17 protein-coding genes are annotated in these 13239 nt (G+C 66.6%); 5 read left to right on the forward strand and 12 right to left on the reverse strand.

Translation table 11 applies throughout. The features are described 5' to 3' along the window. Positions 1–15: 15 nt before the first annotated feature. Positions 16–501 (reverse strand): VOC family protein, encoded by a 486-nt coding sequence (locus ACXJJ8_RS01410; protein ID WP_499026436.1) that lies wholly within the window; start codon positions 499–501, stop codon positions 16–18. 157 nt (positions 502–658) lie between these two features. On the opposite strand from ACXJJ8_RS01410, the gene ACXJJ8_RS01415 reads away from it, so the two are divergent. The 4 genes from ACXJJ8_RS01415 to ACXJJ8_RS01430 all read left to right on the forward strand — a co-directional run bounded on the left by ACXJJ8_RS01415 (position 659) and on the right by ACXJJ8_RS01430 (position 2494). Then, positions 659–1018 carry an ArsR/SmtB family transcription factor gene (locus ACXJJ8_RS01415; RefSeq protein ID WP_499026438.1) on the forward strand — a complete coding sequence of 120 codons (360 nt, stop codon included), beginning with the start codon at positions 659–661 and terminating at the stop codon, positions 1016–1018. Next, positions 1015–1398: an arsenate reductase ArsC gene (locus ACXJJ8_RS01420; RefSeq protein ID WP_499027181.1), complete on the forward strand. Its 384-nt coding sequence runs from the start codon at positions 1015–1017 to the stop codon at positions 1396–1398. The genes ACXJJ8_RS01415 and ACXJJ8_RS01420 overlap by 4 nt, the downstream gene beginning before the upstream one ends. A gap of 20 nt (positions 1399–1418) precedes the next feature. After that, positions 1419–2069, forward strand: coding sequence for an aquaporin (locus tag ACXJJ8_RS01425; protein WP_499026439.1), 651 nt, complete (start codon positions 1419–1421; stop codon positions 2067–2069). A 77-nt stretch (positions 2070–2146) separates the two neighbouring features. After that, entirely contained in the window at positions 2147–2494 is a 348-nt protein-coding gene (locus ACXJJ8_RS01430; protein WP_499026440.1) for a GFA family protein, read from the forward strand. Positions 2495–2497: 3 nt separating this feature from the next. Here the strand turns inward: ACXJJ8_RS01430 and ACXJJ8_RS01435 are convergent, their stop codons facing one another. From ACXJJ8_RS01435 to ACXJJ8_RS01465, 7 genes are read right to left on the reverse strand one after another with little or no spacing between them, the layout of a single operon-like run. Beyond that, on the reverse strand, positions 2498–2749 hold the full coding sequence (locus ACXJJ8_RS01435; RefSeq protein ID WP_499026441.1) for an FAD assembly factor SdhE: 252 nt from the start codon (positions 2747–2749) through the stop codon (positions 2498–2500). Further along, positions 2746–3165 (reverse strand): MAPEG family protein, encoded by a 420-nt coding sequence (locus ACXJJ8_RS01440; protein ID WP_499026442.1) that lies wholly within the window; start codon positions 3163–3165, stop codon positions 2746–2748. Before ACXJJ8_RS01440 ends, ACXJJ8_RS01435 begins: the two co-directional genes overlap by 4 nt. 5 nt (positions 3166–3170) lie before the next feature. After that, positions 3171–3953, reverse strand: a complete 783-nt coding sequence (locus ACXJJ8_RS01445) for a succinate dehydrogenase iron-sulfur subunit (protein ID WP_499026443.1) — start codon at positions 3951–3953, stop codon at positions 3171–3173. Positions 3954–3971: 18 nt separating this feature from the next. Then, a complete protein-coding gene (gene sdhA / locus ACXJJ8_RS01450; RefSeq protein WP_499026444.1) occupies positions 3972–5759 on the reverse strand; it encodes a succinate dehydrogenase flavoprotein subunit in 1788 nt (595 codons plus the stop codon). A gap of 6 nt (positions 5760–5765) precedes the next feature. Then, positions 5766–6149 carry a succinate dehydrogenase, hydrophobic membrane anchor protein gene (sdhD, locus tag ACXJJ8_RS01455; protein WP_499026445.1) on the reverse strand — a complete coding sequence of 128 codons (384 nt, stop codon included), beginning with the start codon at positions 6147–6149 and terminating at the stop codon, positions 5766–5768. A 2-nt stretch (positions 6150–6151) separates the two neighbouring features. Then, positions 6152–6535: a succinate dehydrogenase, cytochrome b556 subunit gene (sdhC, locus tag ACXJJ8_RS01460; protein WP_499026446.1), complete on the reverse strand. Its 384-nt coding sequence runs from the start codon at positions 6533–6535 to the stop codon at positions 6152–6154. 40 nt (positions 6536–6575) lie between these two features. After that, positions 6576–6788, reverse strand: a complete 213-nt coding sequence (locus tag ACXJJ8_RS01465; RefSeq protein ID WP_499026447.1) for a DUF1674 domain-containing protein — start codon at positions 6786–6788, stop codon at positions 6576–6578. Positions 6789–6872: 84 nt separating this feature from the next. On the opposite strand from ACXJJ8_RS01465, the gene ygfZ reads away from it, so the two are divergent. Then, positions 6873–7688 carry a CAF17-like 4Fe-4S cluster assembly/insertion protein YgfZ gene (ygfZ, locus tag ACXJJ8_RS01470; protein WP_499026448.1) on the forward strand — a complete coding sequence of 272 codons (816 nt, stop codon included), beginning with the start codon at positions 6873–6875 and terminating at the stop codon, positions 7686–7688. On the opposite strand, the gene ACXJJ8_RS01475 is transcribed toward ygfZ, so the two are convergent. Genes ACXJJ8_RS01475 through ACXJJ8_RS01490 form a run of 4 tightly spaced genes read right to left on the reverse strand, consistent with a single transcriptional unit; the run spans position 7689 to position 13238 of the window. Further along, positions 7689–9959, reverse strand: coding sequence for a thiamine pyrophosphate-dependent enzyme (locus ACXJJ8_RS01475; protein WP_499026449.1), 2271 nt, complete (start codon positions 9957–9959; stop codon positions 7689–7691). It abuts the gene before it with no gap. Further along, on the reverse strand, positions 9956–12049 hold the full coding sequence (locus ACXJJ8_RS01480) for a DUF3857 domain-containing protein (RefSeq protein WP_499026450.1): 2094 nt from the start codon (positions 12047–12049) through the stop codon (positions 9956–9958). Before ACXJJ8_RS01480 ends, ACXJJ8_RS01475 begins: the two co-directional genes overlap by 4 nt. Then, positions 12049–12717 (reverse strand): glutathione S-transferase family protein, encoded by a 669-nt coding sequence (locus ACXJJ8_RS01485; RefSeq protein WP_499027182.1) that lies wholly within the window; start codon positions 12715–12717, stop codon positions 12049–12051. The genes ACXJJ8_RS01480 and ACXJJ8_RS01485 overlap by 1 nt, the downstream gene beginning before the upstream one ends. Further along, entirely contained in the window at positions 12696–13238 is a 543-nt protein-coding gene (locus ACXJJ8_RS01490; protein WP_499026452.1) for a GNAT family N-acetyltransferase, read from the reverse strand. The genes ACXJJ8_RS01485 and ACXJJ8_RS01490 overlap by 22 nt, the downstream gene beginning before the upstream one ends. Position 13239: the final 1 nt, after the last annotated feature.

The raw sequence follows: 13239 nt of genomic DNA on the forward strand, positions 1-13239 counted from the left end.
CGCGTCGCGGTTTCCTCAGGCCTTCGCGCCTTCCACCGCGCGGTCGAGCGCCGCGATGTCGATCTTCCGCATCGTCATCATGGCCTGGAACGCACGCTGCGCCGTTTCGCCGCCGGCGCTCATCAGGTCGGTCAGTCGACGCGGCGTGATCTGCCAGGACAGGCCGAAACGATCCTTGCACCAGCCGCACTCACTTTCCTGCCCGCCGTTGCCCACGATGGCATTCCAGTAGCGATCGGTTTCTTCCTGGTCGTCGGTGGCGACCTGGAAACTCACCGCTTCGTCGAACTTGAATTGCGGCCCGCCGTTCAACAGCATGAAAGGCATCTTGAAGATCGTCATCATGATGACGAGTGCATCGCCCTGCTTGCCGGCCGGATAGTCGCCGGGGGCGCGCGCCACGTCCTTGATCTCCGAGTCGGGAAACGTGTCGGCGTAGAAGCGCGCGGCTTCCTCGCCGTTCTTGTCGAACCACAGGCAGGGCTGGATCTTCGGGGCCATGGGCTTGCCTTGGGGGTGGGCGAATCGCCGACCGTAGCGTGGAGTGGATAAGAAAGGGTTAAAGGGCCAAACGCGCACGAGGGCCTGGATCAATAACCGTCCGCAATGGTCCACGGTTGACACGGACCATTAATTCCATAATGTTGGAATTATGGAAATGCCCTCCTCCCTCGCGTGCCTGGCGGCACTCGGCCACGAATCCCGCCTGCGCGCCTTCCGACGGCTCGTCGAAGCCGGTCCCGACGGACTGCCGGTCGGGGAGCTTCGGGAATCTCTCGACCTGCCGCCCGCGACGCTGACTGCGCACCTCAACGTCCTGCGCTCGGCCGGCCTGGTGCTCGACCAGCGGGAGGGCCGCGTCATCCGCGTGCGTGCGAACTACGACCGGATGAACGACCTCATCGCCTATCTCACCGAGAACTGCTGCGCCGGCTCTGGCGCGTGCGACCCGGTGTCCACCGACTGCAAGCCGCGCAAGAAAGGCGCTTCAAAAGGAAACGTGGCGTGCTGCCGATGAAACGCGTCCTGTTCGTCTGCGTCGAGAACGCCAATCGCAGCCAGATGGCGGAGGCGTTCGCCCGCATGATCGGCGGCGAGGAGGTCGACGCACAGAGCGCGGGTTCGCGCCCCTCCGGCGTGGTGAATCCGAAAGCCATGCGTTTCATGTCGGAGGTCGGCTACGACCTCGCCACGCATCGTTCGAAATCCCTGGACGAGGTCGAAGGCGAGTTCGATGCGGTGGTGACGATGGGCTGCGGCGACCAATGCCCGTGGGTGCCGGCCAAACGCCGCGAGGATTGGGCGCTGCAGGATCCGAAACACATGGACGACGCGGGGTATCGCGCCGTTCGCGACGACATCGCCGCGCGCGTGCGCACATTGCTGGCGTCGCTGTGAATCATTTGCCGCGTGCGTTGTTGGCTGAAGCCTTGGGCACCGCTACGTTGCTGGCGGCGGTGGTCGGCTCAGGCATCATGGGTGTGGCGCTGTCGCACGGCAACGACGGCATCGCGTTGCTCGCCAACGCCAGTGCGACGGCTGCGATCCTGTACGTGCTCATCGCGATCTTCGGCCCCGTTTCCGGCGCACACTTCAACCCGGCGGTCACGTTGGCGATGCGCTTGCGCGGCGCACTCGATACGCGCACGGCCCTGGCCTACATCGCGGTACAAGTCATCGCGGCGATCCTCGGCGTCGCGCTCGCGCATGCGATGTTCGACCAGGCGTTGCTGCAACCGGGCACGCATGTCCGCGCAGGCCCGGGGCAATGGTTGAGCGAGGGCGTCGCGACGTTCGGCTTGTTGCTGACGATCCTGTTCGGCCTCGCGCATCGGCCCGCGGCGGTCCCTGCGCTGGTCGGCGCCTACATCTTCGCCGCGTATTGGTTCACGGGCAGCACTTCGTTCGCGAATCCGGCGGTGACGCTGGCGCGGTCCTTGACCCAATCCTTCGCGGGGATCCGGCCAGTCGATGTGCCGGGGTTCGTGATTGCGCAGATCGTGGGGACAGGGTTGGCGATCGGGGTCGCGGCGATCTTCGTCCCCCTCGATCGCGCTGCGCGCGATTGAGGGACTGCAGGGAGGCGGTACTTGAACGAAGCGGGCATTCGCCGCAGCATGCGCCGATCCCCCCAGGAGTGCGCGCGATGAACTACACCGGTAGCTGTCAATGTGGCCAGGTCGCCTTCGATGTCGAAGGGGAAATCGACAGCGGGCTGGCCTGCAATTGTTCGATGTGCGGCAAGCGTGGGTCGCTGTTGTGGTTCGTGCCGCGCGAAAAGCTCGTGCTGCGCACGCCGGAAGCCGACATGGCGACCTACACGTTCAACAAGCACCACATCCAGCATCGCTTCTGCGACAACTGCGGCATCCATGTCTTCGGCGAGGCGAACGATCCGAAGGGCAACCCCGTCGCGGCGGTGAACCTGCGCGTGCTGGACGACGTGGATCTCTCCGCGATTCCCGTGCACGACTTCGACGGGCGCGCGATCTGACGGTCAGGCGTTCGGCAAATTGCGGATGCGCTCGATGAGCGACTGCAGCTCGGCATCAGGCGCGACTTCATGCCCGAGGAACCACTTCCACAAGCGGTCGTCCTCGCTGTCCAGCAGGCGCAGGAATGTCGCGCGATCGGCCGGGTTCGATTGGCGCCACGCGGCATCCAGCCAGCGCTCGAGCAATTGATCCAGTTCGCGCATGCCGCGGCGGCAGCGCCATTTCAATTTGCGGATTTCGATGTCGTCGTTCACCACGCCTGCCCCGCCGCGAGATAGGCCCACCACGCAAACAGCACCAACGCGCCCGTGACGAACAGGGCGAAGCGGTGCATCACGCGGTTGTAGGTGCAGTGCACGGCGCTGTGCAAGACGCGCAGGAGGACGAAGGCCCAGGCGAGCGCGATGGAAACGGGCGTGACGCGGTCGGCCCACATCGCCACGAACACGGCCGCGTAGAACAGCACCGGCACTTCGAACAGGTTGCGGAAGTTGTCGGAGGCGCGCGTGTCGGTCAGCAGGCGCGCCATTTCCGAAGAGGTGGCAACGGCCTGCGCATCGATGCGCCCGCGTCGCATCTGGGCGATGCGCACCCAGTACATGCGGACGAAAACGACGGCCGTGAGGCCGACCAGGGCAAACGCGGGCTTGAGCATCTCCGCGCTGCCCATCGCGATCAGCCGCGCCTTGCCAGCATCAACTTCTTGATCTCGCCGATCGCCCTGGCCGGATTCAGCCCCTTCGGGCAGGTCCGCGCGCAGTTCATGATCGTGTGGCAGCGATAGAGCTTGAACGGGTCTTCCAGGTCGTCCAGGCGCGCGCCGGTGTCTTCGTCGCGCGAGTCGACGATCCAGCGGTACGCCTGCAACAGGATCGCCGGGCCCAGGTAACGATCGCCATTCCACCAGTAGCTCGGGCAGCTCGTCGAGCAGCACGCGCAAAGGATGCATTCGTACAGGCCGTCGAGCAGCGCGCGGTCTTCCTTCGACTGCAGGCGTTCGCGGTCCGGCGCCGGGGTCTGCGTGCGGATCCACGGCTTGATCGACGCGTATTGCGCGTAGAAGTGCGTCATGTCCGGCACCAGATCCTTCACCACCGCCATGTGCGGCAGCGGATAGATCGGCACTTCGGCCTTCGTGCAGTCGGAGATCGCGCGCGTGCACGCCAGCGTGTTCGTGCCGTCGATGTTCATCGCGCACGAGCCGCAGATGCCTTCGCGGCACGAGCGGCGGAAGGTCAGCGTGGGGTCGATCTCGTTCTTGATCTTGATCAGCGCGTCAAGGACCATCGGACCGCAGGTGGCGAGATCGACATCGTACGTATCGACGCTCGGGTTCTTGCCATCGTCCGGATTCCAGCGATACACCTTGAAGGTGCGCACTTTCTTCGCGCCGGCAGGCGCCGGGAAGTGGCGGCCCTTGCCGATCTTCGAATTCTTCGGGAGCGTGAATTCAGCCATGGTTTCTCGTTCCCCGGGTCAGTAGACGCGCGGCTTGGGCGGCACGACTTCGACGTCGCCGCTGAGCGTGTACATGTGCACCGGGCGATAGTCGATGCGCGTGTTGCCCGCATCGTCCACCCAGCACACGCTGTGCTTGTGCCAGTTCGCGTCGTCGCGTTCCGGGAAGTCCTCGCGCGCATGCGCGCCGCGCGATTCGGTGCGGTTTTCCGCGGACACGATCGTCGTCAACGCCTGGCCCAGCAGGTTCTGCAGCTCGAGGGTTTCGATCAAGTCGGAGTTCCAGACCAGCGAGCGGTCGCTGACGCGGACATCGGCGAACGATGCGTGGATCTCGCGGACCTTCGCCACGCCTTCGGCCAGCGTTTCGCCGGTGCGGAACACCGCGGCGTCGGCCTGCATCGCACGCTGCATGTTGTTGCGGATCTCGGCCGTCGGCAGCGAGCCGTTGGCGTTGCGCAGGCGGTCGAAGTTGGCGAGCGATTGATCGCACGCCGTGGGCTTCAGGTCCTTGTGCGGCATGCCGGGCTTGATCGTCTCCGCGCAACGGTTGGCAACCGCGCGGCCGAACACGACCAGGTCGAGCAGCGAGTTGGAACCCAGGCGATTCGCGCCGTGCACCGAAACGCACGCCGCTTCGCCGATCGCGTACAGGCCCTGCACCACCGCGTCGGGATCGCCGTTGCGCAGTTGCACGACTTCGCCGTGATAGTTGGTGGGGATGCCGCCCATGTTGTAGTGGACGGTCGGAATGACGGGGATCGGCTCTTTCTCGACATCCACGCCCGCGAAGATCCGCGCGCTCTCGGCGATGCCGGGAAGCTTTTCGTGGATGTCCTTCGGGTCCAGGTGCGTCAGGTCCAGGTTGATGTGGTCCTTTTGCGGGCCGACGCCGCGGCCTTCGCGGATCTCGATGGTCATCGAACGCGAGACGACGTCGCGCGAGGCGAGGTCCTTCGCGTTCGGCGCGTAGCGCTCCATGAAACGCTCGCCGTTGCTGTTGCGCAGGATGCCGCCTTCGCCGCGCACGCCTTCGGTGATCAGGCAGCCCGCGCCGTAAATGCCGGTGGGATGGAACTGCACGAATTCCATGTCCTGCATGCCCAGTCCCGCGCGCAGCGCCATGCCGCCGCCGTCGCCGGTGCAGGTGTGGGCGGAAGTCGCCGAGAAATACGCGCGGCCGTAGCCGCCGGTGGCGAGCACCGCGCCGTGCGAACGGAACAAGTGCAGCGTGCCTTCGGCCATGTCGAGCGCAAGCACGCCGCGGCAGGCGCCCTCCTCGTCCATGATCAGGTCGAGCGCGAAGTATTCGATGAAGAACTGCGCCTTGTGCGCGAGCGACTGTTGATACAGCGTGTGCAGGATCGCGTGGCCGGTGCGGTCGGCGGCCGCGCACGTGCGCTGCGCGATGCCCTTGCCGTAATGCGTGGTCATGCCGCCGAAGGGACGCTGGTAGATGCGGCCGTCTTCGGTGCGCGAGAACGGCACGCCCTGGTGTTCGAGTTCGATGATCGCGGGAATGGCCTCGCGGCACATGTATTCGATCGCGTCCTGGTCGCCCAGCCAGTCCGACCCCTTGATGGTGTCGTAGAAGTGGAAGCGCCAATCGTCTTCGCCCATGTTGCCGAGCGCGGCGGAGATGCCGCCCTGCGCAGCGACGGTGTGCGAACGCGTGGGGAAGACCTTCGTCAAACACGCGGTCTTCAGCCCCTTTTGCGCGAGGCCGAAGGTGGCGCGCAGGCCGGCGCCACCGGCGCCGACGACGATCATGTCGTACTTGTGTTCCTGGATCTTGTAGGCGGTCATTTGGGCTCAGGCCAGCAGCGCGATGCGGACGATCGCGAACAACGACGCGATCGCGCCGAGGGTGCACAGGAACAGGTTCAGCAGTTGGAGCGTGACTTCCCAACCGCGCGTGTGGACGTAGTCTTCGATCACCACCTGGATGCCGAGCTTGGCGTGCCAGAACATCGCGACGAGGAACGCACCCATGAGGATCGCGTTCCAGGGGCGATGCAGGATGTCGATGGCGTGCGCGTAGTCGCCGCCGACCATCGAAAGCAGCACCCACACCAGCCACGGGACGAGAATCGCGAGCGCAACGGCGGTGACGCGCTGCACCCAGAAGTGGCCGGTGCCGGTTTTACCCGAGCCCAGGCCGCGGGCGCGTGCGAGCGGTGTACGCAGGTCGGTCATGGTCAAGCGACTCCCAGTGCGAAGAACCACAGCGCGGCGGTGACGACCACCGTCAGCGCCAAAACGGTCCAACCTGTCTTGTAGACCGAAGGGATGTCGTAGCCATGGCCCGTATCCCACAGCAGGTGCCGCAGTCCGTTGAACAGGTGGTAGACCAGGCACAGCGAGAAGGCGAAGGTGAAGAACAGCCCGATCGGCGAGGCCACGCACGCCATCGCGCGCGCACCGGCCTCGGGCCCCATCGCGAGCATCACCAGGAACCACGCCAACGCGAATGCGCCGACGGTCAAACCCACGCCGGTGACGCGATGCAGGATCGACATCGTCATCGTGATCTGCCAGCGATACACCTGCAGATGCGGTGACAGGGGGCGTTGCGTCGCCATCGGCGCGTCCTTCCTTACGTGATGTCAGCGAGTGCCGGCGTCAGAAATCGATGCAGCGGCCGTTCTTTTCCCAGTCGCCGTAGCGAACCGGGTCCAATCCCTTGCGACCGCCGATCTCCACCGGTGGCGTTTGGGGGGCGAGCGTGTCGTCGGCCGGGACAACCTGCGTGCCCTCGCGCGGCGTCGCTGCACCATCAGGCAGCGTTCCGGCGTCGGTGTCGGGTTCGGATTGACCTATGATTCGCGGCGTCACAACCCCCGAAGTTTAAGTCCGCACCGGATGTCCCACAACCTAGCGCCCCCGCCCGCCCCGGCTTTCGCCCTCCCCGGCCACCGCGTGATCGCGCTCGAAGGGCGCGACGCCATCGCCTTCGCGCAAGCGCAGTGCATGAACGACGTGGAGGCCGCGCCCGTCGGGCGCTGGCAATGGAACGGGTGGCTGACCCCGAAAGGCCGCGTCGTCGCGCTGTTCGCACTGGCCCGCGTGGCCCAGGACGCGGCGTGGCTCATCGTGCCCGACGCCGATGCCGACGCATTGGCCGCGCAACTGCAGCGCTTCGTCCTGCGTCGCCAGTTGAAGGTGACGGTGCGCGAGGACCTTCACGCCAGCGGCACGTTCGAAGCGCCGTCGAAGGCCGCGGGCGCGAGCTTTGCCGGCACGCCGGCCGACGGGATCGAATTCGACTTCGGCGGATTCGGACTCAAGCGCACGCTGCGCATCGCACCGCTCGGCGATTCCCCGCGCGATGTCGAGGCCGAAGCACGCTGGCGCGCGGCCGACCTGCGGCTGGGCTTCCCGCGACTGCCGCCCTCACAGGCAGAGCAATGGACGCCACAGATGCTCTCGCTCGATCGCCTGCACGCTTTCAGCGTGAAAAAGGGGTGCTATCCCGGACAGGAGATCGTGGCGCGCACGCACTTCCTCGGCCAGGTCAAGCGCGGGCTCACGCTGTTCGAATGCCGGAGCGAGCCCGAAGCCGGCGCGAACGTCGACGTTGGCGCCGCCGCCCTGGGCCAGATCGTCAGCACCGCGCGCAACGGCGAGGGCTGGGTCGCGCTCGCGGTGTTGCCCGTCGAGCGCCCCGATGTGCCGGTGACGAGCAACGGCGAAACGCTGCGCGAACGCGCGTTGCTTGCAGGCCTCGCGCGCTGATCAGACCGTCGCGGCGAGCCGGTCGGCCGCCGCGACGATGTCCTCGTCCGACGGAATCACGAGGAAGGCTGCCCCCGCCAACGGCGTGAAGGTATCGGCGCCGACCACGCGCTGGAACGGACGCGCACCGTAACCGCCTTCGACGATCGCGGTCACGACGCCCTCGCCCACGCCTGCGCTCTTGCGGCCTTCGTCGACGATGATGATCCGCTTCGCGTTCTTCGCCTGTTCCCGAATGAAGGATTCGTTGAGCGGCACCAGCCAGCGCAGGTCGACGACGCGGATCTTCCAGCCGTGTCTGGCTTCGATCTGCTTCGCGGCGCGCAGCGACATGGGAACGCCGTTGCCGAAGGTAAAGATCACCAGGTCCTCACCGTCTCCGTAGACGCGGCCTTCGCCGAGTTCCATCGCTTCGTCCGGCGCCGGATATTCGGTGAGCCACTGGCCGTCGCCGGGTTCGTACAAGTCTTTCGTCATGTACAGCGCGATCGGTTCGAGGATCGCGCACACGCGCCCGTCGACCTGCGCCAGCGCGGCGAGCGTGCGCAACATCGTCGCTGCGTCATCTCCGCGCGACGGGCAACCGACGACGAGCCCCGGGATGTCGCGCAAGGCGGTGATCGAATTGTCGTTGTGGAAGTGCCCGCCGAAGCCGCGCTGATAGCCGAGCGAGGCCACGCGCATCACCATCGGATTGCGGTACTGGCCGTTGCTGAAGAACTGCAGGCTCGCCGCTTCGCCGCGGATCTGGTCGCAGGCGTTGTGGAAGTACGCCAGGTACTGGATCTCGGGGAACGGCAGCATCCCCATGTTCGCGTAGCCCTGCGCCAGGCCGAGGATGATCGTCTCGTCGAGCAGCGTGTTGAAGACACGCTTGCCGGAGAAGGCTTTCTGCAGCCCCTTGGTCACGGTGTACACGCCGCCCTTGAGCGCGACGTCTTCGCCGAACAACAAGGCCTGCGGGTACTTGGCGAACAAATCGTGCAGTGCGTTGTTGATCTGGATCGCGAGGTGGCGCGGCGCTTGCTTCTCCGGCAGCTTCGCTTCGCCACCGAAGGCTTGCTCGCGACGCGCAGTCTCCGGCACGCGCGCGGCTTCCTTGCGCACGGCATCGGGCGTGTACGGCGCGAGCGGTTTCATCACGTCCGCGAGTTCGGTCAAGCGCGGGCGGCTGTCCGCGTCCTCGGCTGCCGCGAAACACTTCTTCCGCGTGTCCTCATACAACGCGTTGATTTCGTCCTTCGACATCAGGCCCGACTCAAGCGCGATTGCCGCCGAACGCAGCAAGGGATCGGTCGCTTCCACCGCGCACAGCTCTTCGATCGAACGCCATTCGATTTCGAAGTCGGTGCCCGCGTGGCCCATGATGCGCGTCGTGCGCAGGTGCAGGAATGTCGGGCGGCGCGTGCGTCGGCAATGCTCGACCGCGGCCTGCACCTGGCCGTAGCCTTCGGACAGGTCGAGGCCGTCGGCGTAGAAGTAATCCAGGTCCGGGCGCTGCTGGAAGTTGCGCGCCACCCAACCGCTCGGCGTCTTCACCGAAATGCCGATGCCATTGTCCTCGCACACGAACAACACCGGCGCGGGCAGCTTCTGGTACGCGGTCCACGCGGCGGCGTTGAACGCGGTCTGCGCGGTGGCGTGGTTGCTCGAGGCATCGCCGAAGGAGCAGATGGCGATGCTGTCCTTCGGAATCGGCAATTCATGCCCGATGCGCGGTCCCTGCTCGATCGCAAGCGCGGTGCCCAGGGCCTTGGGCAGATGCGAGGCGATCGTCGAAGTCTGCGGCAACACCCACAAGGGCTTGCTGCCCCACACCTTGTGACGGCCGCCGCTCGCCGGATCGTCCTTGCTGGCCGCGAACGACAGCGCCGAATCCATGATCGGGTCCATGCCCGGCAACTTGCGGAAGCGCTCGGCCATGAAGCCGCCCGAGCGGTAATGCAGGAACGCAGGATCGGTGTGGCGCGTCAGGCGCGCGACCATCGCGTTGCCTTCGTGGCCGCTGGAACCGATCGTGTAGAAGACCTTGTTCTGTACGCGCAGCACGCGTGCCATCAGGTCCAGGTGACGCGAGATCAGTTGGGATTCGAACAGTTCGCGGAAGCCCCTGGCATCGAGCGCGCTGCCCTCGAGGATCGCTTCGTGCGGCGCGGGGGCGACGTCGCGCCGTCCGTCCCAATCGCGCACGAACTCCTGGAAGTTGACGTCGCAGATTTCGGCGCGGTTGAGGCCCTTCATGCGGGCGGGAATCGGCTTGGCGGCGTTCATGGGGCATTGTCTCGTGGACGATTCTGGGGCGCGGCGCCTGCGGTACGGAGGCGACGCAACTGGGATTCCTGCCGGTAGGCGAGGCCTGCGAAGAACAGCAGCAGGCCGGCGAGCGCGGCGGCGATCAGGCGCCACCGGTGCACCGAAGCGGTGTCGGCCTGGCCTGCGGCTTCGTCGGCGTCCTCGCCGATCGCGACGCTGTATTCCATGAGTTCGCGCACGCGCCGGACGTCGGCGCGGACCTTCGCGTAATCGCGCGCGGGGACCTGGTCGGCGAGACGGCGCCATTCACCGACGATCTCCAGCTTGTCGCCCACCACGCGCACCATGCGGTGGAAACGGAAGTACGCATTGGCCACCGTGTCATCGTCCGCGTCGATGTCCCAGCCGCCCGACAGGTGCGTGCGGATGGTCTGTCGCGCATACGCCGGGCCTTCGAGCGCCATCGGTGTCGTGCGCTTGTCGAGGTCGAAGTCCGGCATCCAGTCGAGCAGCTGGAACAGCACGATGTCGAAGTTGTTGCCGTCTTTCGTCGGCCACCGCATCACGTAACGTTCGATGGCGCGTGCCGCGCCTGCGCCGCGATCGTGCAAAGTCGGCGCGCGTTCGCTCTGCAAGTCGTCGTAATACTTGCGCATGTAGCTGACGTATTGCGCGCCCAACGCGTCCTCGCCGTCGGCGAAGGTGTCGCGGATGCCGTCGGCCTTCTCGTTGCGGTAGTCGGTGACGATGGTGAAATCGGCGCGGTAACCCGCTGCGGTCGTCGCGAGGTCGACCCGCTGGCCGACATCCACCAGCGGCGCGCGCGGCGCGGGTTGCGGGATGTCGACGAGGCGGTCGCACCGCGCGCAGATCGGCAGGCCGAGGCGGAAGGGCAGCGGCGAGCGATCTTCCAGCGCGCCGGTCTCGGGGTCGCGCGTGGGGTCGATCCAGACCGGTTTGTTGTCCAGGTGCGCGCGGACGACGACGTGGTCGAACGCAACCGCGCTCGGTTGCCGGGTTGCAAGCGACTCGCGGCCTTCGGTATCGACGAGCACGGGTTCAGCGACGATGCCTGCTTCGTGCAGCAGCGCCGACAGCAGCACGGCCTTGTCCTTGCAGTCGCCGAAGCGGCGCGCGACCACGGTTTCGGGCAGGTTCGGCTCGTGCGAATTCTTGCCCATGTCCAGCGCGGTGTAGCGGATCTCGCCTTCGACGAACGCGATCGCGCGCAGCAGCGCCGCGCGCTTGTCGGTGTCGTTCAGTTGCAGGCGTTGCACGAGATCGGCCGCGAGCGCGCGATCGCGCAGGCGGGGGTTGTACATCGGCAGGGCCCAGTGCACGACGTCGGACCAGGTGGACGCGCTCGAAAGTGCGATGTCGCCATAAGGATCGAAGCTCGACGGCGTATCGGGCTCGGTGCGCGTGCGCGGCAGGCGGCGCGCGGAGAACTCGACGAAGCGCGCATCGCCGATCGCCCCGTCCTGCCGCGCGAAATCCCCCGGCGCATGCACGTGCAAGGGGCGCGCGGCCGGATACAACGCGCGCACGCGGCGATACGCGAGCGCCGAGCTGAAGCGCGCGGTGTAACTGCCGTGGTAATCGCCGCCGAACACCGGGTTGTCGCCCACCACGCTGTAGCTGTAGTCGACGATGTCGCCCACGCGCAGGTCGGGCAAGGTGATGCTCAGCGTGTGTTCGCCGTCGTACATCGCATCGTCGAGATCCTCTTCGCGGCGCAGGACTTCGATGCGCGCCGCATCACGGCGATCGGTGACCTGCCCTCCGCGGCGGACTTCGATCGCATGGATCTCGACGCGCTGGTATTCGGGCTGGTACCAGATTTCGATCTGCCCGCCATCGGACAGCGCGCGCGCGTTGTCCATCCGCGTGGCGATGCGGCGGTAGGCGACGTGCTGCGGGCCGCGCACGTCGACCTGGTCGTCCAGCAACAAATAGCGCGTGCCGTCGCCCGTGGGCAGCGCATCTCCGGCGTCGGGCAGCGCGGCGTCCTTCACCCAGGCCGGTGCGGGCGCGAAGCGGTAATCGACGGCGAACGCGGGCAGCGCCAGGCAACACAACAGGATCGCGAGCAGGACGCGGCGCAACATCACGGTGAGGCCGCCAGGCGCTCGCGCACGTCCGCATCGTTCCCCGGCAGCGCGACGAAGCGATCGGTCGCGCGCACGCGATCGAGCCAGCCGCGCAGCATCGGATAGTCCTCGAGCGCGACGCCGCCCTCGTCCGCCACGGCCGTGTACGCGAACAACGCGATGTCGGCGATGCCGTACTGCGCGCCGGTGAACCATGCGTGTCCGGACAGATGACGTTCCATCACGCGCAGCGCGTCGTGCGCACGTTCGCGCAAGCGCGGCAGCTCGGCGCGGCGCGGGGAATCCAGCGGCGTCCACCCGCAGATGAAGCGCGCGACCGCGACGTAAGGCTCGTGGCTGTACTGTTCGAAGAACATCCAGCGCAGTGCCTGCGCGCGTTCCCACGCATCGGCCGGCAGGAAGGACGTGCCGTCGGCGAGCCAGCAGAGCATCGCGTTGGATTCGGTCAGCACCGCGCCGTCTTCCCGCACGAGCACGGGGACCTTCGCGTTCGGGTTCAACGCGAGGAATTCCGGCGAATGCGTCGCGCCCTGGTCGCTGCGCGTTTCCACCCAGCGATACGGGCGGCCCAGTTGTTCGAGCAGCAACCGCACCTTGTGGCAGTTGCCCGAAGGCGAGAAGCCGTGGACGGTGAGCGTGCCCATCAGCGGTCGCGCGCGCGCCAGTCCTCGCGCGACTGGGCCCAGATGTCGATCACGACGTCTTCGAACGGCGCCGGCAGTTGCCCGCGCCCGCGATTGCGCGCACCCAGGCGCGTGGCGAGTTGCTGCGAACCCACATTGTCCAGGTCGATCGAATGGATCACTTCGGTCCAACCCAATTCGTCGAAGGCCCAGTCGATCGCGGCGACGGCGGCTTCGTACGCGTAGCCCTTGCCCCACGCCGAGCGACGCAGTGCCCAGCCCACTTCGGTGCCGGGCCAGCCTTCGGGATACCACGGGCCGATGTTGCCGACCCATTGGTTGGACGACTTCTCGATCACGGCGAACATGCCGAAGCCCTGCACGGCCCACGCACCGGGCATCTGCAGGAACTTGCGCCAGGCCGCGGCGCGGGGTGCGGTGCCGCCGATGTAGCGGCACGCTTCCTCGTCGCGCTGCAACTCCGCGAAATACTCGAAGTCTTCCTTGCGCTGCACGCGCAGGAGCAGGCGCGGCGTTTCGATTTGGGTGTCCAGGCGCGACACG

It is taken from the genome of Lysobacter sp. P5_C4 (genome assembly GCF_054049695.1).

Bases quoted from the DNA above. Each gene is read 5' to 3' on its own strand.
- ACXJJ8_RS01410 (WP_499026436.1), bottom strand. From the start codon at position 501: ATGGCCCCGAAGATCCAGCCCTGCCTGTGGTTCGACAAGAACGGCGAG.
- ACXJJ8_RS01415 (WP_499026438.1), top strand. From the start codon at position 659: ATGCCCTCCTCCCTCGCGTGCCTGGCGGCACTCGGCCACGAATCCCGC.
- ACXJJ8_RS01420 (WP_499027181.1), top strand. From the start codon at position 1,015: ATGAAACGCGTCCTGTTCGTCTGCGTCGAGAACGCCAATCGCAGCCAG.
- ACXJJ8_RS01430 (WP_499026440.1), top strand. From the start codon at position 2,147: ATGAACTACACCGGTAGCTGTCAATGTGGCCAGGTCGCCTTCGATGTC.
- ACXJJ8_RS01440 (WP_499026442.1), bottom strand. From the start codon at position 3,165: ATGGGCAGCGCGGAGATGCTCAAGCCCGCGTTTGCCCTGGTCGGCCTC.
- ACXJJ8_RS01445 (WP_499026443.1), bottom strand. From the start codon at position 3,953: ATGGCTGAATTCACGCTCCCGAAGAATTCGAAGATCGGCAAGGGCCGC.
- sdhA (WP_499026444.1), bottom strand. From the start codon at position 5,759: ATGACCGCCTACAAGATCCAGGAACACAAGTACGACATGATCGTCGTC.
- sdhD (WP_499026445.1), bottom strand. From the start codon at position 6,149: ATGACCGACCTGCGTACACCGCTCGCACGCGCCCGCGGCCTGGGCTCG.
- sdhC (WP_499026446.1), bottom strand. From the start codon at position 6,535: ATGGCGACGCAACGCCCCCTGTCACCGCATCTGCAGGTGTATCGCTGG.
- ACXJJ8_RS01475 (WP_499026449.1), bottom strand. From the start codon at position 9,959: ATGAACGCCGCCAAGCCGATTCCCGCCCGCATGAAGGGCCTCAACCGC.
- ACXJJ8_RS01480 (WP_499026450.1), bottom strand. From the start codon at position 12,049: ATGTTGCGCCGCGTCCTGCTCGCGATCCTGTTGTGTTGCCTGGCGCTG.